This is a genomic window from Enterobacter sp. SGAir0187 (assembly GCF_002952735.2).
GTDB classification, from domain to species: domain Bacteria; phylum Pseudomonadota; class Gammaproteobacteria; order Enterobacterales; family Enterobacteriaceae; genus Enterobacter; species Enterobacter quasiroggenkampii.
Window position 1 is genome coordinate 2,656,151 of the sequence record NZ_CP025034.2, and the last position, 25,386, is coordinate 2,681,536.

The following is a 25,386-nucleotide window of genomic DNA, read 5'->3' on the forward strand; positions in this document are numbered from 1 at the left end:
TCCGTCTTAATTATTTGGCCAGGCTATCCAGTAATCCGGCGGCGACCGCAGGCGCTAAGCCCGGCGCCAGCGGCAGGCGAGGGATCACCAGGCAGTGCAGCAGGTGGTAAATATCCTGCTTGCCGTCCCAGACTTTGGTCGTCACTTCGTTATTGGTGTCCAGCTCCTGCCACCAGGAACCGTTTTCGTAATCCATCAGGTACTTGATGCAGTAATCCCACCACTTCTGATACCAGGCCTCGTACTGCGCTTCGCCGGTCACGGTATAGAGGGCATAGGCCGTGCCCATCGCCTCGACGATTGGCCAGCGCACGCGTTCACGCACAATAGGCTTGCCGTCCCAGCCCACGGAGTAGACAAATCCATCGGCCCCGTCGGGTGCCCAGGCGTCGCGGATGGTGGCGTGGAACAGTCCTTTCGCATCTTCCAGCAGCCATTCCGGCGGGGTTTCAAAGCGCGCTTCCAGCGCGGCGCGCAGGTGCAGCATCAGGCGGCCCCATTCAATCCAGTGTCCCGGCGTGCCGCCGTAGGCGCGGAAGCGGTGGGCGGGATTATCAATGTTGTAGTCGCGGATCGGATTCCAGCTGGTGTCGAAATGTTCGTTAACGCGATACTCACCTTTGCGCGCTACGTCATGAATAATCACCGACGCGATGCGCAGGGCGCGGTCGAGCCATTTACGATCGTGGGTCACGTCATAAACGATCAGGAAGGCTTCCACGGCGTGCATGTTGGCGTTACCGCCGCGGTAATCTTCCGTTTTGCTGAAGGCTTCATCCCATGACTCCAGGCACATCTGCTCCTGTTCGCTCCAGAAGTAACGCTCAATCACCTCGATGGCATCGTCCAGCAGCCTGCGCGCCTGCGGATGGCCGGTGGTGACGGCGCTCGCCGCGCCCAGCAGAACGAAGAAGTGCTGATAGCCCTGCTTGGAAGCGTCAATGACGCCCTCATCGTTAACGCAGGCGTACCAGCCGCCGTGCTGCTTGTCGCGCAGCGGGCCATTCAGGGCGTTAATGCCGTGCTCAACCAGGGCATACGCACCGGGACGCCCCATGTTCGCCGCCACCGCGTAAACGTGCAGCATACGCGCGGTGATCCACAGATGCGTGCCCATATCGCTACGCACCTGGCCGTTATTGCCCAGCCAGCCAAAGCCGGTCGGTACGGCGGCGTTTTTACCGAAATCGAGAATGCGGTCGGTCTCTTGCTCGAGCCAGCGGTTATGGCTCAGGGTGTTAAACCATTTCATGTTCGGGTCCTTTCTTAACGGCGAGCCATCATTTCGTCGACGATCTCACCCAGACGCTGAAGTTTGGGGACGGAGATATCACGCAGCATCAGCTCGGTGTCCGGCAGGCCAATCACAGAGGACCAGACGGCACGACCGGCTAAAAAACCCGATGCCCCCGCCTGCATGGCGACGCTTACGGCGCGCGGGAATAACTTATCGTCCACGCCGGAGGAGAGGATCACCCACGGCATGGCGATGTTCTCATTCAGCTTCTGCGAGGCTGCCAGCAGCGCCTGCTGCGTGCCCTTGCCAAACAGCGGCATCTCCACTTTGTAGAGGTCGGCACCGCTGTCGCCCAGCTCTTTGGCCGCGTCGATAATCGCCTGTTCGCGGTTAAACGCGGCACCGCGACGTGGCGGACGCACCACCGGCTCGATAATGCTCAGCAGACCGTTATCGTGGCAGAGCGTGTTGAACGCCTTCACCATCTCAAGGCGCTGCTGCGGATCTTCATCGCTGCGCCACAGTACCAGCAGCTTCAGCGCCTTGCCGCCATCGCGTTTGACCGCCTGCGCGTCGACGCTTTTGTCGATCACTACGCTGTCGACCGGAATACCATTCCCCGGGATAAACTCGTCGGCGGCCACAATCATTGCGCAGCTTTTAGCTACGGCCTGTTGCTCGACAATCTGGCGATAGCAGAACTGCTGGTCGACGAGAATGGCAGAGGCGTACGGTGACAGAATTTTTGCCGCGTTGACCTTAAAATCGGTCAGGTGCTGGTCGGTTACCGGAACCGGCGCGCCTGCTGCAGCAAACATCAGGCGCATCGCTTCGCGCTGATCCACGGCCAGCATCGCAAAACCGCCGGAAGGTCGGGTGATATCTTTCAGGGTGTACATCGTCATTCCTCAGTCCTTTCGTATCAGTGTGATTTTTTCAGCCCGGCAGATGCGCGAACCTGTTCAAGAATGGCCGTCCAGTCTTCGCGCCCACGCCCGGCGGCGCGTGCCTGGTTGTAAACTTCGCGGGAAGCCGCGCCCAGCGGCATCGGAACGTGGAGCTGGTTGGCCACGTCGAGGGCGATCCCCAGATCCTTATGCGCAAGGTCGATCATGAAGGCGGGAGAAAGATCCCCTTTCAGCACCTTGTTCGGCCAGGATGTCGTGAAGTGGCCTTTACCCGCAGGCGTACCGCTCATGACCTTGAGCGCCACGTCAAAGGAGAGGCCAAGCGCTTCGCACAGCACGGCGGCCTCGGCGGAAAGGGCGTTCAGGGCGATGCTCATGTAGTTATTGATAAGCTTCACGCGGATGCCCATGCCCGGCCCGCCGGCGTTTATCAGCTCATTGCCCATCGCCATTAAGACCGGGGTGGCGCGCTCAACCTGCTGCGCCGTGCCGCCTGCCAGCAGGAGCAGCGTGCCGGCGACGGCATGGTCAGAGGTGCGTCCCACGGGCACGTCCATCAGGCTGAAGCCGCGCTCTGCCATGTCACGGATCAGCGCGTCGGTTTGCAGCGGGTGGATGGTGGACATATCAATCACCAGCGCGTCGCGGGATAACCCTTCGCACACGCCGTGCTCGCCGAACAGCACGCTGCGCACCAGGTCGCCGTTTGGCAGCATGGTGATGACGAATTCGGCGTCCGTTGCGGCCTGCGCGGGCGAAGCCGCCGCCCGTGCGCCGCTCTCTACCAGCGCCTGAACCGCCTGCGGGTTCACGTCAAAGACGTTAAGCTGGTGGCCTTGCTTCAACAGATTCTTCGCCATTGGCGCGCCCATCTGCCCTAAACCGATAAATGCGATTGCTGACATGCCTTTCTCCTGTCACATCGTGTCAATTTTTGCGCGTTCATGTTGTCTGTTTTTGATCGTATTTGTAATTTATGGTCAAAAAATTGACACGGGTCACTTTTTAAACATTTGGTGAAATTAAAATGAAGGCATCAGAAATCGCAGAAGGAATCACCATGACTCGCATCGTTTGTGTCGGCATTACCGTGCTGGATCGCATCTGGTATCTCGATGATTTACCAAAAGAAGGTGGGAAATATGTCGCAAAGGACTATACGGAAGTGGGGGGCGGCCCGGCGGCAACGGCGGCCGTGGCGGCGGCGAAACTGGGCGCGGAAGTGGATTTTATTGGCCGGGTGGGTGATGACGATACCGGCAGACGGCTGCTCGCGGAGCTGGAATCCCTGGGGGTGAATACCCGCTACACGCGCATGTTTAAGAATGCACGATCGTCACAATCGGCGGTGCTGGTGGACGCAAGCGGAGAGCGCGTGATTGCCAACTACCCCAGCCCGGATCTCCCTGCGGCGGCAGACTGGCTGCATGAAATCGACTTCTCGCAGTGGGATATTGTCTTAGCCGATGTGCGCTGGCATGACGGGGCAAAACAGGCATTTACCCTGGCCCGTCAGCAGGACGTACCGACGTTGCTGGATGCGGATGTTACCCCGCAGGATATCGCGGAGCTGATCGCCTTAAGCGACCACGCGGCCTTCTCCGCGCCGGGGTTGCGGCGTTTAACGCAGTTGGATGAAACCGAAGACGCGCTGAAAAAAGCACAAACGCTCACAAATGGACATGTGTATGTTACGCAGGGACGAGACGGCTGTTTCTGGCTGGAAGACGGCACGTTGTGCCACCAGCCCGGCTTTGAGGTGGACGTGGTGGATACCACCGGGGCGGGCGACGTGTTCCACGGTGCGCTGGCGGTCAGCCTGGGGCAGCAATTGCCGGCCGCAGACGCCGTGCGTTTTGCCAGCGCCGTCGCAGCGCTGAAATGCACAAAGGCCGGTGGACGCGCGGGTATACCCGACTGTGATCAAACCCGCTCTTTTTTGTCACTTTTTGTATAAAATGCGGGGCGTGATGGTTTTCAGAGGACAGCCCATGAGCCTTACCGAACTGACCGGCAACCCGCGTCACGATCAGCTGCTGACGCTGATTGCCGATCGCGGGTATATGAACATTGATGAACTGGCGCAGCTGCTGGATGTGTCGACGCAAACCGTGCGCCGGGATATCCGTAAGCTCAGCGAGCAGGGGCTGATCACCCGTCATCACGGCGGTGCGGGCAGGGCATCCAGCGTGGTCAACACGGCGTTCGAACAGCGTGAAGTCTCGCTTACCGAAGAGAAGCGGGCGATTGCCGAAGCGATTGCGGACTATATTCCCGACGGTTCGACCATCTTTATCACCATCGGCACGACCGTGGAGCACGTTGCCCGGGCGTTGCTTAACCATAATCATCTGCGCATCATCACCAACAGCCTGCGGGTGGCGCATATTCTGTATAAGAATCCGCGCTTTGAAGTGATGGTGCCCGGCGGCACGCTGCGACCGCATAACGGCGGCATTATCGGCCCGGCGGCGGCGGCGTTTGTGTCGGGCTTCCGGGCAGACTATCTCGTGACCAGCGTGGGGGCGATTGAGCACGACGGCGCGATGATGGAGTTTGACGTCAATGAAGCCAGCGTGGTGAAAACCATGATGGCCCACTCGCGCCATATTTTACTGGCAGCAGATCATACGAAGTACACAGCCTCCGCCGCCGTAGAAATTGGCAACGTGGCGCAGGCCACGGCGCTCTTTACTGATGAGCTCCCCGGCTCCACGCTGCAAAATCATCTGAAATCCAGCAAGGTTGAAGTCGTTGAAGTGAATTCAAACGACGAACAGCAGGCGGGTTAATCCGTTATGGCCCGGACTTCAGGTTCGGGCTGCTCCTTTCTCTAAGCTGTATCTGGTGCATAGCCAAACCTTCTCTTTCCCGCTACAGTTAATTTTCCACGGCGTGCAGGAGATAAACATGCTTTATATCTTTGACTTAGGAAATGTCATCGTCGACATCGATTTTAATCGGGTGCTGGGCGCATGGAGCGATTTTAGCCGTGTTCCGCTGGCGACGTTGAAGCAGAATTTCGCGATGGGTGAGACCTTCCATCAGCATGAACGCGGCGAAATCAGCGATGAAACATTCGCTGAACGTTTCTGTCAGGAGATGGATCTACCGTTAAGCTACGAGCAGTTTTCACATGGCTGGCAGGCGGTATTTGTCGCCATCCGGTCTGAGGTGATCGACATCATGCATAAGCTTCGCGAGCAGGGACATCGGGTCGTTGTGCTGTCAAACACCAACCGTCTGCATACCACGTTCTGGCCTGAGGAGTACCCTGAAGTTAAGGCGGCGGCGGATAAGATCTATCTCTCGCAGGAGATGGGGATGCGTAAGCCTGAAGCGCGAATTTATCAGGCTGTTCTGCAGGCAGAGGGATTCACCGCGGCCGATGCGGTCTTTTTCGATGACAACGCCGATAATATAGAGGGAGCTAACCAGTTAGGTATTACGTCAATTCTGGTGACCGGAAAAGAGACGATACCGAACTACTTTGCGAAGCAGCTATGCTAAAAACCGTTCATCAAAAAGCCACGCACCATACTCGGCCGCTCCGGGCCTGGCTTAAACTGCTCTGGCACCGCATTGATGAGGACAATATGACCACGCTGGCGGGGAATCTCGCCTATGTGTCGTTGCTCTCATTGGTGCCGCTGGTGGCGGTCATCTTTGCGCTTTTTTCCGCCTTCCCGATGTTTGCGGAAGTGAGCGTACAGCTTCGCCACTTTGTTTTCGCTAATTTCATTCCCGCTACAGGCGACATCATTCAGAACTACATCGAGCAGTTCGTTGCCAACTCTAACAAGATGACGGCGGTGGGGGCGTGCGGTCTTATCGTCACCGCGCTGCTGCTGATGTACGCCATTGATAGCGCGCTCAACACCATCTGGCGGAGTAAAAAAGCGCGGCCCAAGGTTTACTCGTTTGCCGTCTACTGGATGATCTTAACGCTGGGCCCGCTGCTGGCCGGGGCGAGCCTTGCGATCAGCTCGTACCTTCTGTCATTGCGCTGGGCGAGCGATTTTAACGGTGCCATTGATAACGTCCTGCGCATCTTCCCGTTGATTCTGTCGTGGCTCTCGTTCTGGCTGCTCTATAGCGTCGTGCCGACCACGCGCGTGCCTAACCGTGATGCGGTCGTGGGGGCGCTGGTGGCGGCATTGCTCTTTGAGCTCGGTAAGAAAGGGTTTGCCCTTTACATCACCATGTTTCCGTCCTATCAGCTGATTTATGGCGTGCTGGCGGTGATCCCTATTTTGTTTGTCTGGGTCTACTGGACCTGGTGTATCGTCTTGCTTGGTGCTGAAATAACTGTCACTCTCGGTGTATACCGCGAACTTAAAAAAGCAGCAGCAGCTGAAAAACAACAAGAAGCAGACCAACCATGATTGCATTGATACAGCGCGTAACCCGTGCCAGCGTCACCGTGGAGGGAGAGGTGACGGGTGAAATTGGCCCAGGACTTTTGGTGTTGTTAGGTGTCGAAAAGGATGATGACGAACAAAAGGCTAACCGCTTGTGTGAGCGCGTGCTGGGCTACCGTATTTTCAGCGATGCGGAAGGCAAGATGAACCTGAACGTCCAGCAGGCGGGCGGCAGCGTGCTGGTGGTTTCCCAGTTTACGCTGGCAGCGGATACCGAGCGCGGCATGCGCCCGAGTTTCTCCAAAGGGGCCGCGCCGGATCGTGCTGAAGCACTTTATGAGTACTTTGTTGAGCGTTGTCGCCAGCAGGAAATGAATACGCAAACCGGACGATTCGCTGCAGATATGCAGGTATCGCTGGTGAACGATGGCCCCGTCACATTCTGGCTCCAGGTATGAGCATACTTACGGCATGGCCGCGGGTAACAAGAGAGAGTACAGCTATGTATCACCTTCGAGTACCGCAAACGGAAGAAGAGTTAGACGCTTATTACCAGTTCCGCTGGGAAATGCTGCGCAAGCCACTGCATCAGCCAAAAGGATCTGAACGCGACGCCTGGGACGCGATGGCCCACCATCAGATGGTGATGGACGAAGAGGGCAATCTCGTGGCCGTCGGGCGTTTGTATATCAACGCCGATAACGAAGCGTCGATTCGCTTTATGGCGGTTCATCCCTCCGTGCAGGACAAAGGTCTGGGTACGCTAATGGCGATGACCCTGGAGTCCGTCGCCCGTCAGGAAGGCGTTAAGCGCGTCACCTGTAGCGCCCGCGAAGATGCCGTGGAATTCTTCGCTAAACTCGGTTTTGTGAATCAGGGTGAAATCACGACCCCGCAAACCACGCCGATTCGTCATTTTTTAATGATCAAACCGATTGCTACGCTGGACGATATTCTGCATCGCGCCGACTGGTGCGGACAGCTGCAGCAGGCCTGGTATCAGCACATTCCGCTCAGTGAAAAAATGGGCGTACGCATTCAGCAGTACACCGGACAAAAATTTATTACCACCATGCCGGAGACCGGCAATCAGAACCCGCACCACACGCTGTTTGCCGGCAGCCTGTTCTCACTGGCCACGCTCACCGGCTGGGGACTGATCTGGCTGATGCTGCGCGAGCGCCATCTGGGTGGCACCATCATTCTTGCTGATGCTCACATCCGCTATAGCGCACCGATCAGCGGCAAGCCGAGTGCGGTGGCCGATCTGGGGTCACTGGGCGGCGATCTGGACCGTCTGGCACGTGGCCGCAAGGCTCGCGTACAAATGCAGGTTGAACTGTTTGGCGATAAAACACCGGGCGCGGTGTTTGAAGGCACCTACATTGTTCTGCCTGCGAAGCCGTATGGTGCGTATGAAGAGGGCGGGAACGAGGAGGAGTAATCTCCTGTTTACGCTCCCCGGGCGTGCTGAATCCGCCCGGCGATATCCCGCATAACATCTCGCGCTGATTGGCTAATTCCACCAAGTTGGAAGAAGCCATGTATTACTCCCAGCCATCGCTGAGCGGTACACGTCACTCCTTGCTCCGTGAGGCGTTGAAACAGCGCCTCACCTTCATCGCATAACGGATCGTACTCAGCGGTAACGATATGGATAGCTGGCAGGCCGCTGAAGTCTTCTCGCCACAGCGGGCTAACCTCAGGATGCTTACGGTCGGCTCCAGACAGATATATTTCATAGCCGCTCAACAGGGTATCGCGAGTAATTACGTAATCCATGCCGTTGAGGGTATAGCTTTCAAAACTGGCCGTGGCGTCGAGCATGGGGTAGATAAGAATAAGCTGTACAGGCTGCCAGAGCCCTTTAGCCTTAAGCCGCAGCGCCGTTACCAGCGCCAGATGTCCCCCCGCGCTGTCTCCGCAAAAGGTGATCCGGTTTTTATCCACGCCCAGTTTGTCCGCATATTGCCAGACCAGATCTGCACCTCTTTCCGCATCGTCATGTGCGGCGGGGAAGGTATGCTCCGGCGCCAGCCTGTATTGAATCGCAACCACCCGGCAATTGCCGTAGCAGGCTAACTGACGGAGCTGGTTGTCATGGGTATCAAAGCCGCCGCTGATAAAGCATCCGCCGTGGTAGTAGATGGTAGCAGGCAATAGTTCAGGCGCATTGAGAGGTGAAAATACCCGAATGGTAAGACCCTCAAGAACAAGCGTCTCCACCTGAACGCGCGTTTCGGTCTCCCCGGCAAGCCCTGTGCTGGCAATATAGCCTGCTCGTCGCACCTCAATGCGCTGGCGACGTGATGAGGGTCGACCTGCAGCGATAAATCCCTGAACCAGTTGTGCAATACCCTGTTCCAGCGCCATGAAAATTCCCTTTTACTGTATGGATGAACAGTTTTATAGCCTGGTTTGATTCAAAAGAAAACAAGAATAGTGTTGAGGGCAACAATCTGGAAAGCGGCTCGCAAATGGAAGGCTAACTATTGCCAGGGACTTTAACCCTACTGAGAGAAAGTGTATGTTGCCTTGAAAATAGACAATGGTGATATACTGAGGTGATATATGAGTTTACTGGCGGAGCTTAGCATGGGCAGAATTCTGATCGATTTGTCGGATGACGTTATTCAACGTCTCGATAACCTCAAACAGCTGCGTAACCAACCTCGTGCCGAATTACTGCGTGAAGCAATTGAGCAGTATCTCGATCAGCAAAGCTCGTCCGTTATCCGTGATGCGCTTGGTCTTTGGGGGAACCAGCAAGAAGATGGTTTAGAGTATGAGCGCAAGCTGCGTGAGGAGTGGTAGTGATGGAACACATGGCGGTTTTTGATACCAATATCTTGATCGACCTTTTCAACAATCGCGTAGAGGCAGCAAATACGATCGAAAACACAGCATCGCACCGGTCAATCAGTCTAATCACATGGATGGAAGTCATGGTAGGGGCGCGCAAACATGGCCACGAAGCGAAAACCGCGGCGGTAATGGGCGCATTTGAGGTTATCGATGTAACCCGAGAGATCGCAGAAAGAAGCGTCGTGCTCCGTGAGAAGCATGGCATGAAACTGCCGGATGCCATTATTTTAGCGACTGCCCAAAGCAGAAATTGCCCGTTAATCACCCGGAATACCAAAGACTTTCAGGGGATTGCCGGGGTGGTTTTACCTTATCAATTGTAGGCCGGGCAAGCACGCGCCGCCCGGCACTGTCACAGGAAATTACTCCCCTTCACCCGGGAACAGGAACGGGTTGATCGAGCTGCGGGCAAAGCCCTCCTGCTCCATCTTCGCGTCCAGAATCAGCGAGGCAAGATCGTCGGCCACCGCTTCGACTTTCGGATCCTTTTCCTGATAGAGAATCTTCAGGTAGGTGCCGCAGTCGCCGCAGCTTTCGGCTTTCACCGCCGCGTCTTCATTTTCCAGCGACCAGTAGTTCAGATCGCGGGTCTGCTCGCAGTTGCTGCACTTGATGCGCACCACGTGCCACTCGGTTTCACACAGGTTGCAGTGCAGGTAGCGCAGCCCCTGCGTGGTGCCGATTTGCACCATGCTTGATACTGGCATGGAGCCGCAGACCGGGCAGAACTGGCGCGCCTCGCCGTATTCGGCGCGGGCTTTTCCGGGAATGAGACTGGCCATTTGCGCCCAGTACAGCGACAGCGCAGCCCATATAAACGGCGCTTTATCACTACTGACCAGCGAGAAGTCGGAAGCAAACAGCGCGCTCGCCATCTCTTCCAGCTCTTGTTCAGACGCTTTTTCCAGATTCTCAATGACCGCCAGCGCGGTACCGCTCATCTCCGGCTTCAGCTCGGCAATCAGCGAATGCAGCAGCTTTTGCCAGTGCTTGTCGCGCGGCAGGACGTGAATGTCCAGCGGCGGCTTGCCCTGCGCGTTGGCTTCTTTGATGCGCGCGGTCAGATCCATTTGCAGCGGGTGGTCATACAGCACCACTTCCTGCGCGTGGGCGACCAGCGCGGCAAAGCGCAGAAAATCGCCCAGCGGGTTGTTCTCTGCCAGCTCGCGCAGACGCTCTGCGCGGCGGTTGTAGAGGTTCTTGAGTCTGGGGAATAACAACGGCGGAATATAATCCGCCGTGCGTTTCTCGCTCGACCCCAGCTCATCTTGCGGGATTATGCGAATACTCATTCAGATGACTTTTCCTGTTTCTGGCGGACTTCACGGTACCAGCGCGGGTGATGTTTCTTCGCCCACGTACTGGTTACCCATCCTTCCACCATCGCGGTAATGGTGCCTTTCACCCAAAGGGCGGCGTAGATATGCACCATGATAACCACAATTAACGCCACTGCGGCAAATGAATGCAGCATCAGCGCGAATCGGATCACCGGGATTGAGAAAGCAGGCGCAAAGTACGGACGCCAGATGATCACGCCGCTCACCAGCAACAGGACCAGGAAGATAATCGCCGCCCAGAATACGCATTTCTGGCCGAAGTTATAACGCCCGGTATCACCCACTTCCTCGTTGACGACGATCTTACGAATATTCTTCGCCCAAAAGATATCATCCCGATTGATTAGGTTATGGTGCCAGTAGCGGAAAAACATGATGATGAACGACGCGAACATGATGACGCCCACAAACGGGTGCAGGATACGCGCCAGCTGTGGTGTCCCCATGATCTGCATCAGCCAGTTGAAGGACGGGAAGAAGAACCCCAGCCCGCTTATCGCCGCCAGCATGAAGCAGAAGGCGGTGACCCAGTGGTTGATGCGTTCCGGCGCGGTGTAGCGCACGATGGTGTCACGTTTTCTCATTTGCGCACCTCGTCTTTCTCTTCATGCAGGTTGTCGTCTTCCTCTTCCGCGCGGTTCGGACCGACGCCGACGTAGTGGAAGATGCTCGCTGCGAAGGTGGCAGCAAAGCCCACCGCTGCCAGCGGTTTCCAGATGCCTTTCCAGAACTTCACGGTGGCGCTGATTTCCGGGTTCTCCGGCAGGCCGTGATACAGATTCGGCTTGTCGGCGTGGTGCAGCACGTACATCACGTGCGTACCGCCAACCCCGGCCGGATCGTACAGGCCCGCGTTGTCGTAACCACGGGTTTTCAGCTCGCCCACGCGCTCTGCCGCCAGCGTTTTCATATCCTCTTTAGAACCAAAGTGGATGGCGCCGGTTGGGCAGGTCTTCACGCATGCAGGCTCCTGGCCGACGGTAACGCGGTCAACGCACAGGGTGCATTTGTAGACGCGGTTGTCTTCCGGGTTCAGGCGCGGAACGTCGAACGGACAGCCCGCGATGCAGTAGCCGCAGCCGATGCACTGTTCGGACTGGAAGTCGACGATGCCGTTGGCATACTGAATGATAGCCCCTTCTGACGGACATGCCTTCAGGCAGCCCGGATCCGCACAGTGCATACAGCCGTCTTTGCGGATAAGCCATTCCAGTTTGTCGTTCTGCTCCACTTCCGAGAAACGCATCACCGTCCAGGACTTGGCGGTCAGGTCTGCCGGGTTGTCGTACACCCCGACGTTGTGACCCACTTCGTCACGCAGGTCGTTCCACTCAGAGCAGGCCACCTGACAAGCTTTACAGCCGATACAGGTCGTCACGTCGATAAGCTTCGCCACTTCCTGCTGGTGGTCCCGCGCCTGAGGCGCGGGCGTGAAACCGTTAGTCGCGGAACGACGGATAATGTCTTGAGATTGATAAGCCATAAGTCGTCTCCGTTACACCTTTTCCACGTTCACGAGGAAGGCCTTAAACTCCGGTGTCTGCGTGTTCGCATCACCGACGAACGGCGTCAGGGTGTTCGCAATGAACCCTTTCTTCGCCACGCCCTCATAACCCCAGTGAATCGGAATACCGATGGTATCCACCTGCTGACCGTGAACGTTCAGCGTGCGAATACGCTTGGTCACCACCGCCTTGGCCTTAATGTAGCCGCGGTTAGAGGAGACCTTCACGGTATCGCCATGGGCAATGCCGAGCTTGTTCGCCAGCTTCTCGCCGATCTCCACAAACTGTTCCGGCTGCGCGATGGCGTTAAGCAGCGCGTGCTTGGTCCAGTAGTGGAAGTGCTCGGTCAGACGGTAGGTGGTACCCACGTACGGGAACTTGTCTTTTTTACCCAGCGCTTCAAAGTCGCCCTTGAAGATACGGGCAGCCGGGTTAGAGACCACGTTCGGGTGCAGCGGGTTGGTGCCCAGCGGCGTCTCAAACGGCTCGTAGTGTTCCGGGAACGGACCTTCCGCCATCTTATCGATAGCAAACAGACGTCCCATCCCTTCAGGCTGCATGATAAACGGCCCAACGTCGCTGCCCGGTGCGGCAGTGCTGTAGTCCGGAATATCCACGCCGCCCCATTTCGCGCCGTCCCACTTCAGAAGCTGACGCTTCGGATCCCACGGGTTGCCCTGCGGGTCAGCGGATGCGCGGTTATAGAGGATGCGGCGGTTGAGTGGCCACGCCCAGGCCCAGCCCAGCGTATTGCCGAGGCCTGACGGGTCGGCGTTATCGCGGTTGGCCATCTGGTTGCCTTTCGGCGTCCAGCTACCGGCAAAGATCCAGCAGCCGCTTGACGTCGTACCATCATCACGCAGATGCGCGAAGGTACTGAGCTGATCGCCTTTCTTCGCCAGCACGGTGCCGGTGGCCGGGTCGATAACGTCCGCCAGTGCCTTACCGTTGCTCTCCATCGCCACTTCTTCCGGCGCTGGGTTTTCCGGCGTCGAGTAGTTCCAGGTCATGTTCAGGACCGGTTCCGGGTTCGCGCCGCCTTCTGCCGCGTACATCTTACGCAGGCGCAAGAAGATACCGGCCAGGATCTCGCCGTCGTTCATGGCGATGCCCGGGGCGTCAGCGCCTTTCCAGTGCCACTGCAGCCAGCGTCCGGAGTTGACGATAGACCCGTTCTCTTCCGCAAAGCAGGTCGATGGCAGACGGAACACTTCGGTCTGAATCTTCGACGGATCGACGTCGTTCGATTCGCCGTGGTTCTGCCAGAAGGTCGAGGTCTCGGTATTGAGCGGGTCAATCGTCACCAGGAACTTCAGTTTCGACAGCGACTCAACAACCTTGTTCTTGTTCGGGAACGAGGCCACCGGGTTAAAGCCCTGGCACAGATAGCCGTTCACTTTGCCCTGGTGCATCATCTCGAAATACTGCAGAACGTCGTAACCTTTGTCCCACTTCGGCAGCCAGTCAAAGCCCCAGCTGTTTTCCGCCGTTGCTTTATCCCCGAAGAACGCTTTCATCATCGAGACGAAGAACTTCGGATAGTTGCCCCAGTAGTTCACCTGGCCTTCAAGCAGCGGTTTAGGCGTGCTGGCCGTCAGGTAGGTTTGCAGGTCGGTCTGTTTCTCGCTTGGCAGGTTCATATAGCCCGGCAGGCTCTGAGACAGCAGGCCGAGGTCAGTCAGACCCTGAATGTTGGAGTGACCGCGCAGGGCGTTCACGCCGCCGCCTGCCATCCCCATGTTGCCGAGCAGCAGCTGCACCATCGCCATGGTGCGGATGTTCTGCGCGCCGATGGAGTGTTGCGTCCAGCCGAGGGCATACAGGAACGACGCAGTTTTATCTTTCGCGCTGGTTTCGGCGATCAGCTCGCACACCTTCAGGAAGTCCGCCTTCGGCGTACCACAGATGTTTTCGACAACCTCCGGCGTGTAGCGGGAGACGTGCTCTTTCAGCAGGTTCCACACGCAGCGCGGGTGTTGCAGAGTGGTGTCGCGCTTCGCAAAGCCTTTTTCATCCAGCTCGTAGTTCCAGCTGGTTTTGTCGTACTTGCGTTTTTCAGCGTCGTAACCGCTGAACAGGCCATCTTCGAAGTGGTAATCCTCACGCACGATCAGGCTGGCGTTGGTATAGGCTTCGGTGTATTCGCGGTTGTATTTTTCGTGGGTCATCAGGTACAGCAGTACGCCTGACAGGAAAGTGATGTCAGTACCTGAACGAATAGGGGTGTAGAAATCCGCCACTGACGCTGTACGCGTGAAGCGGGGATCGATCACAATCAGTTTCGCACCGTTGTGGATTTTGGCTTCCATCGCCCAGCGGAACCCGACCGGGTGCGCTTCAGCGGCGTTACCGCCCATCACCACAATGAGGTTGGCGTTCTTGATGTCGACCCAGTGGTTGGTCATCGCACCGCGACCAAATGTTGGAGCAAGACTTGCTACCGTTGGTCCGTGTCAGACACGCGCCTGGTTGTCGACCGCGAGCATACCGAGTGCGCGCGTAAATTTCTGGGTTAAATAACCGGTTTCGTTACTGGAAGCAGAAGCACACAGCATCCCGGTGGAGAGCCAGCGGTTGACCGTGACGCCGTCGGCGTTCTTCTCAACAAAGTTGGCATCGCGGTCTTCTTTAATCAGTTTAGCGATGCGGTCAAACGCCTCTTCCCAGCTGATTTGCTGCCATTTGTCGGAACCCGGCGCGCGATATTCAGGGAATTTCAGACGGCTTTCGGAGTGGATAAAGTCCACCAGACCGGCCCCTTTCGGGCACAATGCGCCGCGGTTAACCGGGTGATCCGGGTCGCCTTCGATATGGAAAATAGACGCTTTGGCGTTTTTAGCACCGTCGCCGAGGCTATACATTAACAGCCCGCAACCGACAGAGCAGTACGTACAGGTATTACGGGTTTCACGGGTGCGCAGCAGTTTATACTGCCGCGTTTCCGCCAGCGCTACGCCGGGCGCAAAGCCCAGTGCCGCTGCCGTGGTGCCTGCCATACCGCCAGCGCAGATCTTAAAGAACTGCCTTCTGCTGACCTGCATGGGTCACTCCTTGTTTCGACATTGCTTACATATGGTGTTTTAACTTCGCGGTTGAAGAATGACCGCAAAGGAGAAAAATTTGCGTTAATCCCTCAATTCCACGAGGGATATCATCAGAATACCACATTGTCGGTACCGCTGTTCTAATGGCGTTAATACAAAGTGAACGTATTATCACCATGTTGATTATAAAGTGTGATATTGATCACATTAACAGCTCTGCATGTTAAAGCGGTGTAGCCGGTGGCAGGTTGCACCCCTGCTAAATGAGTAGGAGAATGGTTGTCGAAAAGTTGATCCATACTATGCGTACAGCCTGTGGTTTATGCTGCAATAGCACGCTCGCTTCCGTGGTTGTTCAGGAATACCGCTGTGTCTAAACAAAACCGTGATCCCCACTCGTCACCCCTGCCTGCCGGCATTGTGGAACTGTCGGTACACCGACCGCCCCGCATAACCGATGCCACGCCCGATTTTCTGGCGGAAGAAGTGCCCGTTGCGCTCGTTTACAACGGCATCTCGCATGTGGTGATGATGGCATCTCCGAAAGATCTTGAGCTGTTCGCCATCGGTTTTTCCCTCTCGGAAGGCATCATCGAGCATCCGCAAGAGATCTACGGCATGGACGTGGTCCAGGCCTGCAACGGTCTTGAAGTGCAAATCGAACTCTCCAGCCGCCGCTTTATGGGGCTTAAGGAGCGTCGTCGCGCGCTGGCCGGGCGTACCGGCTGCGGCGTGTGCGGCGTTGAGCAGCTTAATGATATTGGCAAACCCGTTGCGCCACTGCCGTTTACGCAGACCTTTAATCTGGCGCACCTCGACCCCGCCCTTGAGCATCTCAACGACGTACAGCCCATCGGCCAGCTGAGCGGCTGTACGCACGCGGCGGCATGGGTGTTGCCGTCGGGAGAGATTGCCGGTGGGCATGAGGACGTGGGCCGCCACGTGGCGCTGGATAAGCTGCTCGGTCGTCGTGCGCGTGAAAGTCAGGTCTGGCAGCAGGGCGCGGCGCTCGTTTCCAGCCGGGCCAGCTACGAGATGGTGCAAAAGTCCGCCATGTGCGGTGTGGAAATTTTGTTCGCGGTGTCGGCGGCGACCACGCTGGCGGTAGAGGTAGCGGAGCGCTGTAACCTGACGCTGGTGGGCTTCTGCAAGCCGGGAAGGGCGACGATTTATACCCATCCTCAGCGATTAATAGTTGATCAGTAATTTTGAATGATATTAGCAAATCCTTCCACTTTTAGTTGTTCGCGATGAGGTCTAGTATTTATCTCATCAAGGCACGGTGCCTTACCTAAACAACTTAATGAAAGGGTTTAAATCATGAAAAGCATCAAAACTTTTGTCGCTGTAATCGCTCTGGCTGCTTCTTTCGGTTCTTTCGCTGCGCAGACTGTGACCGCAACCGCCTCTACCATTGATGGTGCAGAAGCGAAAATCGCGGCTCAGGCTCAGGAAGCGGGCGCGTCATCGTACAAAATTACCCAGGCATTCTCCGGTAACCGCGTACACATGACTGCTGAACTGAACAAATAAGCGAGTCACACCGTCGAAAGAGCGCCCCCGGGGCGCTTTTTTAGTTTATGCCCGCCACGCGCAGCAATGCCGTCACCACCGCCGCGGCCACAATGACCACGATTAACGGCATTTTCCGCCAGGCCAAAAACACCGCAAACGCCACGCCCAGCACGCGCGCCATGCCCGCAAAATATTCCCCTTCATAAAACGTGGTCGCCAGCGCGACGGAGAACAGCAAAACGGTAGCTGCATCCGAAAGCAGCGCCTGCGATCGCTCGGACAACGCCAGCCGGTTGCCGAGTTTGGCGCCGCCAAGGCGCATTAAATAGGTTCCGGCAGAAAGAATGGCGATGCCGAGAATAAAGACCGTCATGTTTTCCATTATTTTTTCCTCGCGGCAAGACCGAGTAAAGAGAGCAGTACCGGCAGGCCCACCGGGGCAAACGGCACGGCGGCCAGCGATAACACGGCGCCGCTGCAGGCGCGGATCAGCGTGGTACGGTTTTTAAATGCGGGAACCACTAATGCCAGCAGAATGGCCGGAAATACCGCGTCCAGCCCGATGGTTTCCGGGTCGGGCAACAGTTTGCCCACCATGGCACCCAGCAGCGCGCCCAGCGGCCAGATGATGGCAACGCCTAAGCCGCACAGCCAGTAGGCGGCTTTACGCTGTTCGGCGGTTTTTTGCGACAGGCCAAACACCACGCTTTCATCGTTCATGATGTGGCAGCCCAGCAGGCTCAGACCGCGCTTGCCCACCAGCTCACGCACCGTCACGCCAAACGGCACATGCCGCGCGTTAACCAGTAAACCTGCCGCCGCAGCTGCCAGCGGATTGCCGCCGCTCGCCACGATGCCGATAAACATAAATTCAGACGCGCCCGCCAGCACGGTAATGGAGAGCACAAACGGCACCCAGACCGGGAAACCGTAGGCCATCGCCAGCGAGCCGTAGGACATTCCGACCACGCCCACCGCGAGGCAGACCAGAATGATTGCTTTTATGGTGTCGCCTTTCAGACAAGAGAGATGATGCTTCATACAATTTTAGCCATATCGAACGTGTATCCATTATAATGAACGCAACGAAACTGATTTTCAAGACGAACGATTTGTTCGTTTTATAGAACGCGAGGCCGTTATATGACGCAGCCGATCAGCCTGATCGCCAAAAGTCTGGTGCGAGAACGCCTGCGAACCGGGCTTTCACTGGCGGAAATTGCCCGCCGTGCCGGGATCGCAAAATCCACGCTTTCCCAGCTGGAGTCCGGCAACGGTAACCCTAGCCTGGAAACGCTGTGGTCGCTCTGCGTGGCGCTGGATATTCCTTTCGCCCGTTTGCTTGAGCCACAGTTGCCGACCACGCAGGTGATCCGCCGTGGAGAAGGAACAAAAGTGGTGGCTGGACAGGCTAACTATGAAGCCATTTTACTGGCGGCATGCCCCCCCGGCGCGCGCCGCGATGTCTATCTTCTGATGACCCAACCGGGAGCAGACCGTATTTCACAGCCGCATCCACCTGGCTCGGTTGAACATATTATTGTGACGCAGGGGCGGGCGCTGGTCGGTCTGCTCGACGCGGCGGAAGAGCTCGGCGCAGGGGATTACATTTGTTATCCCGCCGATCAGCCGCATATCTTCAAGGCCCTGGAGCCAGACACTTACGCGCTGCTGGTGGCGGAACAAAATTAACAGAGATACGAAAACTCATGTCGCTTAAAGCCATTGCCAAAGAACTGGGGCTGTCAGTCACCACCGTCAGCCGCGCCCTCAACGGATATGACGACGTCTCCGCCGAGACGCGCGCACGCGTGGAAGCAGAGGCCCAGCGCCGTGGTTACCGACCGAACACCTTCGCCCGCCGCCTGAAGATGGGCAAAATTGACGCCGTTGGGCTGGTGTTCCCGGTCCATCCTGTTCCGCTCAATAACAGCGTATTTATGGACATGGTCGGCGAAATTAGCCACGAACTGGCGCGACATGAAATCGATTTGTTGCTGATTGCCGATGACGATCTGGCCGATAAACACAGCTACATGCGCATGGTGCAAAGTCGCCGCGTGGATGCGCTGATCGTGGCACATACGCTGGATCACGATCCCCGTCTTGAGCAGCTGCAGGCGGCCGGTTTTCCTTTCCTGGCGCTCGGGCGCAGCCATCTCCCGCAGCCGTACGCGTGGTTTGATTTCGACAACTACGCCGGTACGCATCAGGCTACCCGCTGGCTGATCGAGAAAGGCCATCAGCGTATCGCGCTACTTGGCGAAAGCAACAATCAGGCGTTTATCACCCAGCGCCGTCAGGGCTATCTGGACGCGTTGCGGGAAGCCGGGCTTTCCAGCGAATGGCTGCGCGCTATGCCGCCTTCGCGCCGCGTCGGGTATGCCACCACGAAAGAACTGCTTGCCCTGCCGCAGCCGCCCACGGCCATCATCACCGACTGCAACACCCACGGCGACGGCGCGGCGATGGCGCTGGCGCAGCTGGGGCGTTTATCCGGCGACAACGCCGTCTCACTGGTGGTCTATGACGGACTACCCCAGGACAGCATCGTCGATATTGACGTGGCGTCGGTGATCCAGTCTACCCGCCAGGGCGTCGGGAAACAGATTGCCGATATGGTGCGCCAGCTGATTAACGGCGACGATATTGAACAGCTTCAGGTGCTCTGGCAGCCTGAATTCTCTCCGGGCCAGACGGCTTAAATAGCGCAAAATTTTAAAGCCGATCACAGAACCGAAACGTTTTGGTTTGTATCCGAAACGTTTCGGATTAACACTCAGATCATCCCGATGACAGGAGATGTCTGATGCAAGATTCCGTTTTACGTCTCGAAACCACGACGGTAGACGTGGTAATTAAAACCCATCCGTTCGCCGAAATTCTCTACTGGGGGCCTCACCTTCGGCACTTTTCGCCGCAAGATGTTGCTCTGCTCGCGCGTCCTGTTGCCAACGGCAGGCTTGACGTCGACTCCCCGGTCACGCTGATGGCCGAGCTGGGGCACGGCCTGTTTGGCTCGCCGGGCATTGAGGGGCATCGCCAGGGGCAGGACGGTTCCCCGGTGTTCAAAACCACCCAGGTGCAGCAGGGCGTAAATACCCTGACGATAACCGCCGAAGATGAGCATGCGGGACTGCGCCTGACCAGCGAGCTGGCGTTGGATGCCAGCGGCGTGCTGGTGGTTCGTCACGGTTTAACGAATCTGAAAGCGATCCCCTGGCAGGTGGACCGTTTCGCCGTCACGCTGCCGGTGGCCGAGCGCGCGCAGGAGGTGATGGCCTTCCACGGACGCTGGATCCGTGAATTCCAGCCGCACCGCGTAAAGCTTGAACACGACAGCTTCGTGATTGAAAACCGCCGGGGTAAAACCTCCCACGAGCACTTCCCGGCGCTGATTGTCGGTACGCCGTCGTTCAGCGAAATGCAGGGTGACGTCTGGGGCGTGCATCTGGGCTGGAGTGGTAATCACCGCCTGCGCGCGGAAGCGAAAACCGATGGTCGTCGCTACCTGCAGGCCGAAGCACTCTACCTGCCGGGTGAAATGGCGGTTGAGGAGGGCGATACGCTCTGGACGCCGCGCCTGTATGCCAGCTATTCCACGCAGGGCCTGAATGGCATGAGCCAGCCGTTCCATCGCTACCTGCGCAACAACGTCATCCGCTTCCCGGAAAACAAACCGCGCCCGGTGCACCTCAATACCTGGGAAGGTATCTACTTCAACCACGATCCGGACTACATCATGCGCATGGCCGACGAGGCTGCCGCGCTGGGCGTGGAGCGCTTCATCATTGATGATGGCTGGTTCAAAGGCCGTAATGACGACCATGCCGCGCTGGGCGACTGGTATCTGGATGAGAAAAAATACCCGAACGGCCTGACGCCGGTGATCGACCACGTCAAGCGGCTCGGCATGGAGTTTGGCATCTGGGTAGAGCCGGAGATGATCAATCCGGATTCCGATTTGTACCGCGCGCATCCTGACTGGGTACTGGCGCTGCCGGGCTATCCCCAGGCGACTGGACGACACCAGCTGGTGCTCAATCTCAACATCCCGGAGGCCTTTGATTACCTGGTGGAGCGCATGAGCTGGCTGCTGGGCGAGCATGCGGTCGACTACGTGAAGTGGGACATGAACCGCGAGCTGGTGCAGCCGGGACACAACGGTAAAGCCGCTGCCGACGCGCAGACCCGTCAGTTTTACCGCCTGCTGGACGTGCTGGGCGAGCGCTTCCCGCACATTGAGTTTGAATCGTGCTCCTCCGGCGGTGGGCGCATTGATTATGAGGTACTGACCCGCAGCCACCGCTTCTGGGCGTCCGACAACAACGACGCGCTGGAGCGTAGCACCATCCAGCGTGGCATGAGCTACTTCTTCCCGCCGGAGGTGATGGGCGCGCATATCGGTCATCATAAATGCCACGCCACCTTCCGCCAGCATAGCATCCAGTTTCGCGGGTTGACGGCCCTGTTTGGCCATATGGGGCTGGAGCTGGATCCGCTCACCGTGGACGCACAGGAGCGCGAAGGCTATCGCCATTACGCCGCGCTGCACAAGCAGTGGCGAGAGGTGATCCACCACGGTACCCAATGGCGTATTGATATGCCGGATGCCACCACGCTGGCGCAGGGGATGGTGAGCGAAGATAAGGCGCAGGGGCTGTTTATGGTCAGCCAGCTCGCGATGCCGGATTACAGCCTGATGATGCCGCTGCGCATGGCGGGGCTGGAGGCTAGCGCGCGGTACCGCGTCATGCTGCTCGATCACCCGAATATTCAGATTACGGGCGAGGGAGGGCACACCATGCGCAAGCTGCCGGCGTGGATGGAAACGCCGCAAACGGTGAGCGGCGAGTGGCTGATGCAGGCGGGCATTGCGCTGCCGATTCTGGATCCGGAAACCGCCGTTCTGATTGGCGTTGAACGCGTGTAAAGGTGACGGGCCGGGCAGCCGGCCCTCCGTTGAGGATAAAAATAATGAACACAACAACCTGTACCCACAAAGACAACCCTAACTTCTGGATCTTCGGGCTGTTCTTCTTTCTCTACTTCTTCATCATGGCCACCTGCTTTCCGTTCCTGCCGATTTGGCTGTCGGATATCATTGGCCTGAATAAAACCCATACCGGGATTGTCTTCTCCTGCATCTCGCTGTCGGCCATCGCGTTCCAGCCGCTACTGGGCGTTATTTCGGACAAGCTGGGGCTGAAAAAACACCTTCTGTGGATCATCGCGGTGCTGCTGGTTCTGTTCGCACCGTTCTTCCTGTATGTCTTCGCGCCGCTGCTGAAAGCCAATATCTGGCTGGGCGCGCTGAGCGGCGGGCTGTATATCGGTTTTGTATTTTCGGCCGGATCGGGGGCGATTGAGGCCTATATCGAACGCGTGAGCCGCAACAGCTTCTTTGAATACGGCAAGGCGCGCATGTTTGGCTGTCTCGGCTGGGGCTTGTGCGCCTCCACGGGCGGCATCCTGTTCGGCATCGATCCGTCGTATGTTTTCTGGATGGGATCGGGAGCGGCATTGCTGCTGATGCTGCTGCTGGTGGTCGCGAAGCCAAAGCCCAACCAGACGGCGCAGGTCATGGATGCCCTGGGCGCGAACCAGCCGCAAATTACCGCAAAAACCGTGTTCAACCTGTTCCGCCAGCGCAGAATGTGGATGTTTATCCTCTACGTGATTGGCGTGGCCTGCGTGTATGACGTTTTCGATCAGCAGTTTGCCACCTTCTTTAAAACCTTCTTCGCCACGCCGCAGGAGGGGACCCGCGCCTTTGGTTTCGCAACGACTGCCGGGGAGATTTGTAATGCCATCATTATGTTCTGTTCGCCGTGGATCATTAACCGCATCGGTGCGAAGAACACGCTGCTGATCGCCGGGGTGATTATGGCGACGCGCATTATCGGCTCGTCGTTCGCCACCACTGCCGTGGAGGTGATTGCCCTCAAGATGCTGCACGCACTGGAAGTCCCGTTCCTGCTGGTGGGCGCCTTCAAGTACATCACCGGGGTGTTTGATACCCGACTGTCGGCGACTATCTATCTGATCGGCTTCCAGTTTGCCAAACAGTCGGCGGCGATTATTCTCTCCGCTTTTGCCGGGAATATGTATGACCGGATCGGCTTCCAGGAGACGTATCTGATGCTGGGCTGTTTCGTGCTGGCGATTACGGTGGTGTCAGCGTTTACGCTGAGCAGCAGGCGGGAGATTGCCGCCGCCGCGGGGGCGGCAGCGCTAACACATCAGTCCAGGTAAAAGACCTCTTTAAGCTCCGCACTCACCGGGCTGTTATCCGGGTTCGACGGCATGACGTCGCCCATATGTTTCCACCAGCGCTGGCAGACGTCGGTATTCGCTACCGCGTTCCAGCGCTCCTCCGATTCAATCTCCACGGTCGCAAACAGCAGGTTACGTGCTTTGTCGAGATAAATGGCGTAGTGGTGAGCGCCGTGGTCTTTCAGCACCGCTTCAAGCTCGGGCCAAATTGGATTGTGGCGACGCGCGTACTCCTCGTGCGCATCCGGGTTCACCTGCATCACAAACGCTTTGCGGATCATAATGCCTCCAGATAGAGCTCGCGGACTTCATCGCGGCTGGCGGTGCGCGGATTGCATGGCGCACACGGATCCGCGAGGGCTTTATCCAGCCAGCCTTCGATATCGGCTTTAGTGACGCCGAGCTGGCTGAAGCCCGCAGGAATGCCGACGCGAGCGCTCAGGTCGCGAATCGCCTGAATGGCGGACATGCTGGCGGCTTCATCACTCATGCCGCGGGTGTCGACGCCCATCGCCTGCGCCACGCGGGCGAAACGGGTGATTGCGTTCGGGCGGTTAAAGCTTTCGACGATCGGCAGCAGAATGGCGTTGCACACGCCGTGCGGCAGGTTATGCGTCGCGCCCGGCTGGTGCGCCAGGGCGTGTACCAGACCCAGACCCGCACTGTTAAACGCCATGCCCGCCAGATACTGGCCAAACGCCATCTGCTCGCGCGCCTCAAGGTTATGACCGTTATCAACCGCTTCCGGCAGCCAGAGGCCTATCAGGCGAATCGCCTCCAGCGCGTTGGCATCGGTCAGCGGGTGCGCGCCCACGGACACGTAGGCTTCAATAGCGTGGGTTAATGCGTCCATACCGGTTGCGGCGGTCACGGAGGCCGGAATATCCAGCATGACGCTGGCATCGTCCACGGCGATATCCGGGATGATGTTCGGGTCGATGATCACCTCTTTCACCTGACGCGCGGGGTCGATGATCACCGCATTACTGGTCATCTCCGCCGCCGTCCCTGCGGTGGTGTTGATCGCTACCAGCGGCACCCCCGCATTTTTCACCTTGCCGACGCCGGAATAATCGGTTGACGGGCCGGGGTTAGCGGTGAGGATTTTAATCGCCTTGGCGGTATCAATCGGGCTGCCGCCGCCAAAGGCAATGACGTAATCACACTCCGCGTCCCGGTAAGCCGAAAATCCTTTTTGCACCAGCGCTTCTGTTGGGTTCGGGAACACCTCATCGAACAGGTGATACGACATCTGATGGGCGTCCAGCGCGGAAAACAGGCTGTCGAGCAGGCCCAGCTTCACCAGTTGGCCGTCGGTGACAATCAGCGCTTTTCCCCACTGCTTGTTCGCTACCAGATTGACCATATCGCCGATTGCGCCCGCGCCGTGAAGGCTGATTTTTGGAAGCGCCAACATAAAGCTCATGATAATTCTCCTTAACGATCAACGTTTTTCCTGCGAAGGCGTTATGCGTATAAATCCAGCGCGGACTGCAACGGGCTCACGCCAAAGCGCTTGCCGAGGGCGATGAGTTCTTCCCGGGCAATGGTCTGCTTCATGCCGCCCATGGCGTACACCTTCACCAGCACTTCCGCTGATTTCTCGGCGGTGTCGATCAGGCCAAAGGTTTCATCCAGCGTTGGGCCGCTGCCGAATACGCCGTGGAACGGCCACAGCACCAGAGAGTGTTTTTGCATATCAACGGCGGTTGCCTGGCCGATTTCGTCGGTACCCGGTACCATCCACGGCAGAATGCCCACGCCATCCGGGAATACCACCAGACACTCGGTACTGCCTTCCCACAGTTTGCGGGTGATGACATCGGCGCTGTTTTCCAGCACGTAGGTCAGGGCGATCAGGTTGGTGGCGTGGCAGTGCATGATCACGCGGTCCTTGCCATTGGTCGCCTTGATGCGCTCGCAGTGGGAGAGGAAGTGCGCCGGCAGTTCGGAGGTGGGCACCGCTTCATCCGTCAGCCCCCACAGAATGTGGTAACCCGCGCCGTCGCTGTCCACTTTCACCACGCCGAGGTTGGCCTCCGGGTCGAGCTGGACGTTACGGAAAAACTTGCCGGAACCGGTGACGATAAACGGCGTGTTGGCGAGCAGCGGCATCGGCTGGCTCAGCGCGATATAGCGCGGCTTCGCGTGGAAATCGGCCGCGAAAGGTTTGATATCCGCGTCGTCCAGGCGCAGCGTCAGGTTGCCGCCGTTGCGCTCGTCCCAGCCTTTCAGCCAGGCGTCGGAGGTGGCTTTGATCATGCCCTGGACGAACCAGGAGGTGGTGATGGTCTGCATACTGTGGTTCCTTTGAAAATGCCGGGTGCTACGCTTA

At 57.6% G+C, this 25,386-nt stretch carries 27 protein-coding genes; 14 read left to right on the forward strand and 13 right to left on the reverse strand.

Going from position 1 to position 25,386, the window contains the following annotated elements; genetic code table 11:
• Positions 1-10: 10 nt before the first annotated feature.
• The 3 genes from yihS to yihU are packed head-to-tail and all read right to left on the reverse strand — an operon-like array spanning position 11 to position 3,050.
• The gene (gene yihS, locus CWR52_RS12750; protein ID WP_023617638.1) at positions 11-1,252 is read right to left on the reverse strand and encodes a sulfoquinovose isomerase; all 1,242 of its coding nucleotides are present in this window, start codon (positions 1,250-1,252) and stop codon (positions 11-13) included.
• Between the two features lie 14 nt (positions 1,253-1,266).
• Positions 1,267-2,142: a sulfofructosephosphate aldolase gene (gene yihT, locus CWR52_RS12755; RefSeq protein WP_104949835.1), complete on the reverse strand. Its 876-nt coding sequence runs from the start codon at positions 2,140-2,142 to the stop codon at positions 1,267-1,269.
• Between the two features lie 17 nt (positions 2,143-2,159).
• Positions 2,160-3,050, reverse strand: coding sequence for a sulfolactaldehyde 3-reductase (gene yihU / locus CWR52_RS12760; RefSeq protein WP_104949836.1), 891 nt, complete (start codon positions 3,048-3,050; stop codon positions 2,160-2,162).
• Positions 3,051-3,205: 155 nt separating this feature from the next.
• Between yihU and CWR52_RS12765 the strand changes: the two genes are divergently transcribed.
• The 6 genes from CWR52_RS12765 (at position 3,206) to fabY (ending at position 7,950) form a co-directional block, all read left to right on the forward strand.
• A complete protein-coding gene (locus tag CWR52_RS12765; protein WP_104949837.1) occupies positions 3,206-4,102 on the forward strand; it encodes a sugar kinase in 897 nt (298 codons plus the stop codon).
• A 34-nt stretch (positions 4,103-4,136) separates the two neighbouring features.
• Entirely contained in the window at positions 4,137-4,937 is an 801-nt protein-coding gene (locus CWR52_RS12770; protein ID WP_104949838.1) for a DeoR/GlpR family DNA-binding transcription regulator, read from the forward strand.
• Between the two features lie 118 nt (positions 4,938-5,055).
• Positions 5,056-5,655, forward strand: coding sequence for a glucose-1-phosphatase (gene yihX, locus CWR52_RS12775; RefSeq protein WP_104949839.1), 600 nt, complete (start codon positions 5,056-5,058; stop codon positions 5,653-5,655).
• A complete protein-coding gene (locus CWR52_RS12780) occupies positions 5,649-6,530 on the forward strand; it encodes a virulence factor BrkB family protein (protein ID WP_045329499.1) in 882 nt (293 codons plus the stop codon). The genes yihX and CWR52_RS12780 overlap by 7 nt, the downstream gene beginning before the upstream one ends.
• Positions 6,527-6,964, forward strand: a complete 438-nt coding sequence (gene dtd, locus CWR52_RS12785) for a D-aminoacyl-tRNA deacylase (protein ID WP_008501836.1) — start codon at positions 6,527-6,529, stop codon at positions 6,962-6,964. The genes CWR52_RS12780 and dtd overlap by 4 nt, the downstream gene beginning before the upstream one ends.
• Before the next feature lie 44 nt (positions 6,965-7,008).
• The gene (fabY, locus tag CWR52_RS12790) at positions 7,009-7,950 is read left to right on the forward strand and encodes a fatty acid biosynthesis protein FabY (RefSeq protein ID WP_161566068.1); all 942 of its coding nucleotides are present in this window, start codon (positions 7,009-7,011) and stop codon (positions 7,948-7,950) included.
• An 8-nt stretch (positions 7,951-7,958) separates the two neighbouring features.
• On the opposite strand, the gene CWR52_RS12795 is transcribed toward fabY, so the two are convergent.
• Entirely contained in the window at positions 7,959-8,879 is a 921-nt protein-coding gene (locus tag CWR52_RS12795) for an alpha/beta hydrolase (protein ID WP_104949841.1), read from the reverse strand.
• A 198-nt stretch (positions 8,880-9,077) separates the two neighbouring features.
• On the opposite strand from CWR52_RS12795, the gene CWR52_RS12800 reads away from it, so the two are divergent.
• Together CWR52_RS12800 and CWR52_RS12805 are read left to right on the forward strand one after the other, a co-directional pair.
• Positions 9,078-9,320, forward strand: a complete 243-nt coding sequence (locus CWR52_RS12800) for a ribbon-helix-helix protein, CopG family (RefSeq protein WP_048226827.1) — start codon at positions 9,078-9,080, stop codon at positions 9,318-9,320.
• 2 nt (positions 9,321-9,322) lie between these two features.
• Complete coding sequence (locus CWR52_RS12805; protein ID WP_080347348.1) at positions 9,323-9,694, forward strand: type II toxin-antitoxin system VapC family toxin; 372 nt, start codon at positions 9,323-9,325, stop codon at positions 9,692-9,694.
• Positions 9,695-9,733: 39 nt separating this feature from the next.
• Here CWR52_RS12805 and fdhE read toward each other — a convergent pair whose 3' ends face one another.
• From fdhE to fdnG, 4 genes are read right to left on the reverse strand one after another with little or no spacing between them, the layout of a single operon-like run.
• Positions 9,734-10,663 (reverse strand): formate dehydrogenase accessory protein FdhE, encoded by a 930-nt coding sequence (gene fdhE, locus CWR52_RS12810; protein WP_008501833.1) that lies wholly within the window; start codon positions 10,661-10,663, stop codon positions 9,734-9,736.
• On the reverse strand, positions 10,660-11,295 hold the full coding sequence (fdoI, locus tag CWR52_RS12815; protein WP_008501832.1) for a formate dehydrogenase cytochrome b556 subunit: 636 nt from the start codon (positions 11,293-11,295) through the stop codon (positions 10,660-10,662). Before fdoI ends, fdhE begins: the two co-directional genes overlap by 4 nt.
• On the reverse strand, positions 11,292-12,194 hold the full coding sequence (fdxH, locus tag CWR52_RS12820) for a formate dehydrogenase subunit beta (protein WP_008501831.1): 903 nt from the start codon (positions 12,192-12,194) through the stop codon (positions 11,292-11,294). Before fdxH ends, fdoI begins: the two co-directional genes overlap by 4 nt.
• 12 nt (positions 12,195-12,206) lie before the next feature.
• Complete coding sequence (gene fdnG, locus CWR52_RS12825) at positions 12,207-15,257, reverse strand: formate dehydrogenase-N subunit alpha (protein WP_104949842.1); 3,051 nt, start codon at positions 15,255-15,257, stop codon at positions 12,207-12,209.
• A gap of 372 nt (positions 15,258-15,629) precedes the next feature.
• Between fdnG and fdhD the strand changes: the two genes are divergently transcribed.
• Positions 15,630-16,466 carry a formate dehydrogenase accessory sulfurtransferase FdhD gene (gene fdhD, locus CWR52_RS12830; protein ID WP_045909097.1) on the forward strand — a complete coding sequence of 279 codons (837 nt, stop codon included), beginning with the start codon at positions 15,630-15,632 and terminating at the stop codon, positions 16,464-16,466.
• A 114-nt stretch (positions 16,467-16,580) separates the two neighbouring features.
• The gene (locus CWR52_RS12835) at positions 16,581-16,793 is read left to right on the forward strand and encodes a DUF1471 domain-containing protein (protein WP_021242795.1); all 213 of its coding nucleotides are present in this window, start codon (positions 16,581-16,583) and stop codon (positions 16,791-16,793) included.
• A 40-nt stretch (positions 16,794-16,833) separates the two neighbouring features.
• On the opposite strand, the gene CWR52_RS12840 is transcribed toward CWR52_RS12835, so the two are convergent.
• Complete coding sequence (locus CWR52_RS12840; RefSeq protein WP_104949843.1) at positions 16,834-17,157, reverse strand: AzlD domain-containing protein; 324 nt, start codon at positions 17,155-17,157, stop codon at positions 16,834-16,836.
• Positions 17,157-17,816, reverse strand: a complete 660-nt coding sequence (locus CWR52_RS12845) for an AzlC family ABC transporter permease (protein ID WP_045909098.1) — start codon at positions 17,814-17,816, stop codon at positions 17,157-17,159. The genes CWR52_RS12840 and CWR52_RS12845 overlap by 1 nt, the downstream gene beginning before the upstream one ends.
• A gap of 102 nt (positions 17,817-17,918) precedes the next feature.
• On the opposite strand from CWR52_RS12845, the gene CWR52_RS12850 reads away from it, so the two are divergent.
• The 4 genes from CWR52_RS12850 (at position 17,919) to CWR52_RS12865 (ending at position 23,030) form a co-directional block, all read left to right on the forward strand.
• The gene (locus tag CWR52_RS12850) at positions 17,919-18,467 is read left to right on the forward strand and encodes a helix-turn-helix domain-containing protein (RefSeq protein WP_023309744.1); all 549 of its coding nucleotides are present in this window, start codon (positions 17,919-17,921) and stop codon (positions 18,465-18,467) included.
• A gap of 17 nt (positions 18,468-18,484) precedes the next feature.
• Positions 18,485-19,480: a LacI family DNA-binding transcriptional regulator gene (locus tag CWR52_RS12855; RefSeq protein WP_048028374.1), complete on the forward strand. Its 996-nt coding sequence runs from the start codon at positions 18,485-18,487 to the stop codon at positions 19,478-19,480.
• 104 nt (positions 19,481-19,584) lie between these two features.
• Positions 19,585-21,708 carry an alpha-galactosidase gene (locus tag CWR52_RS12860; protein WP_104949844.1) on the forward strand — a complete coding sequence of 708 codons (2,124 nt, stop codon included), beginning with the start codon at positions 19,585-19,587 and terminating at the stop codon, positions 21,706-21,708.
• 44 nt (positions 21,709-21,752) lie between these two features.
• Positions 21,753-23,030, forward strand: a complete 1,278-nt coding sequence (locus CWR52_RS12865) for an MFS transporter (RefSeq protein ID WP_104949845.1) — start codon at positions 21,753-21,755, stop codon at positions 23,028-23,030.
• On the opposite strand, the gene rhaM is transcribed toward CWR52_RS12865, so the two are convergent.
• From rhaM to rhaD, 3 genes are read right to left on the reverse strand one after another with little or no spacing between them, the layout of a single operon-like run.
• On the reverse strand, positions 23,018-23,332 hold the full coding sequence (rhaM, locus tag CWR52_RS12870) for an L-rhamnose mutarotase (RefSeq protein ID WP_069719780.1): 315 nt from the start codon (positions 23,330-23,332) through the stop codon (positions 23,018-23,020). The genes CWR52_RS12865 and rhaM overlap by 13 nt on opposite strands.
• Positions 23,329-24,477 carry a lactaldehyde reductase gene (gene fucO, locus CWR52_RS12875; protein WP_104949846.1) on the reverse strand — a complete coding sequence of 383 codons (1,149 nt, stop codon included), beginning with the start codon at positions 24,475-24,477 and terminating at the stop codon, positions 23,329-23,331. The genes rhaM and fucO overlap by 4 nt, the downstream gene beginning before the upstream one ends.
• Positions 24,478-24,518: 41 nt before the next feature.
• Complete coding sequence (gene rhaD, locus CWR52_RS12880; protein ID WP_104949847.1) at positions 24,519-25,349, reverse strand: rhamnulose-1-phosphate aldolase; 831 nt, start codon at positions 25,347-25,349, stop codon at positions 24,519-24,521.
• Between the last annotated feature and the right edge of the window lie 37 nt (positions 25,350-25,386).

What these genes read in the sequence shown, in the direction of transcription:
- CWR52_RS12840 (WP_104949843.1), bottom strand. Translation starts at nt 17,157, where the DNA reads ATGGAAAACATGACGGTCTTTATTCTCGGCATCGCCATTCTTTCTGCC.
- CWR52_RS12795 (WP_104949841.1), bottom strand. Translation starts at nt 8,879, where the DNA reads ATGGCGCTGGAACAGGGTATTGCACAACTGGTTCAGGGATTTATCGCT.
- CWR52_RS12835 (WP_021242795.1), top strand. Translation starts at nt 16,581, where the DNA reads ATGAAAAGCATCAAAACTTTTGTCGCTGTAATCGCTCTGGCTGCTTCT.
- fdhE (WP_008501833.1), bottom strand. Translation starts at nt 10,663, where the DNA reads ATGAGTATTCGCATAATCCCGCAAGATGAGCTGGGGTCGAGCGAGAAA.
- yihX (WP_104949839.1), top strand. Translation starts at nt 5,056, where the DNA reads ATGCTTTATATCTTTGACTTAGGAAATGTCATCGTCGACATCGATTTT.
- fdxH (WP_008501831.1), bottom strand. Translation starts at nt 12,194, where the DNA reads ATGGCTTATCAATCTCAAGACATTATCCGTCGTTCCGCGACTAACGGT.
- CWR52_RS12800 (WP_048226827.1), top strand. Translation starts at nt 9,078, where the DNA reads ATGAGTTTACTGGCGGAGCTTAGCATGGGCAGAATTCTGATCGATTTG.
- rhaM (WP_069719780.1), bottom strand. Translation starts at nt 23,332, where the DNA reads ATGATCCGCAAAGCGTTTGTGATGCAGGTGAACCCGGATGCGCACGAG.
- CWR52_RS12860 (WP_104949844.1), top strand. Translation starts at nt 19,585, where the DNA reads ATGCAAGATTCCGTTTTACGTCTCGAAACCACGACGGTAGACGTGGTA.
- yihS (WP_023617638.1), bottom strand. Translation starts at nt 1,252, where the DNA reads ATGAAATGGTTTAACACCCTGAGCCATAACCGCTGGCTCGAGCAAGAG.
- yihT (WP_104949835.1), bottom strand. Translation starts at nt 2,142, where the DNA reads ATGACGATGTACACCCTGAAAGATATCACCCGACCTTCCGGCGGTTTT.
- CWR52_RS12845 (WP_045909098.1), bottom strand. Translation starts at nt 17,816, where the DNA reads ATGAAGCATCATCTCTCTTGTCTGAAAGGCGACACCATAAAAGCAATC.
- fucO (WP_104949846.1), bottom strand. Translation starts at nt 24,477, where the DNA reads ATGAGCTTTATGTTGGCGCTTCCAAAAATCAGCCTTCACGGCGCGGGC.
- CWR52_RS12780 (WP_045329499.1), top strand. Translation starts at nt 5,649, where the DNA reads ATGCTAAAAACCGTTCATCAAAAAGCCACGCACCATACTCGGCCGCTC.
- yihU (WP_104949836.1), bottom strand. Translation starts at nt 3,050, where the DNA reads ATGTCAGCAATCGCATTTATCGGTTTAGGGCAGATGGGCGCGCCAATG.
- fdoI (WP_008501832.1), bottom strand. Translation starts at nt 11,295, where the DNA reads ATGAGAAAACGTGACACCATCGTGCGCTACACCGCGCCGGAACGCATC.
- CWR52_RS12855 (WP_048028374.1), top strand. Translation starts at nt 18,485, where the DNA reads ATGTCGCTTAAAGCCATTGCCAAAGAACTGGGGCTGTCAGTCACCACC.
- CWR52_RS12850 (WP_023309744.1), top strand. Translation starts at nt 17,919, where the DNA reads ATGACGCAGCCGATCAGCCTGATCGCCAAAAGTCTGGTGCGAGAACGC.
- CWR52_RS12765 (WP_104949837.1), top strand. Translation starts at nt 3,206, where the DNA reads ATGACTCGCATCGTTTGTGTCGGCATTACCGTGCTGGATCGCATCTGG.
- rhaD (WP_104949847.1), bottom strand. Translation starts at nt 25,349, where the DNA reads ATGCAGACCATCACCACCTCCTGGTTCGTCCAGGGCATGATCAAAGCC.
- CWR52_RS12805 (WP_080347348.1), top strand. Translation starts at nt 9,323, where the DNA reads ATGGAACACATGGCGGTTTTTGATACCAATATCTTGATCGACCTTTTC.
- dtd (WP_008501836.1), top strand. Translation starts at nt 6,527, where the DNA reads ATGATTGCATTGATACAGCGCGTAACCCGTGCCAGCGTCACCGTGGAG.
- CWR52_RS12770 (WP_104949838.1), top strand. Translation starts at nt 4,137, where the DNA reads ATGAGCCTTACCGAACTGACCGGCAACCCGCGTCACGATCAGCTGCTG.
- fabY (WP_161566068.1), top strand. Translation starts at nt 7,009, where the DNA reads ATGTATCACCTTCGAGTACCGCAAACGGAAGAAGAGTTAGACGCTTAT.
- CWR52_RS12865 (WP_104949845.1), top strand. Translation starts at nt 21,753, where the DNA reads ATGAACACAACAACCTGTACCCACAAAGACAACCCTAACTTCTGGATC.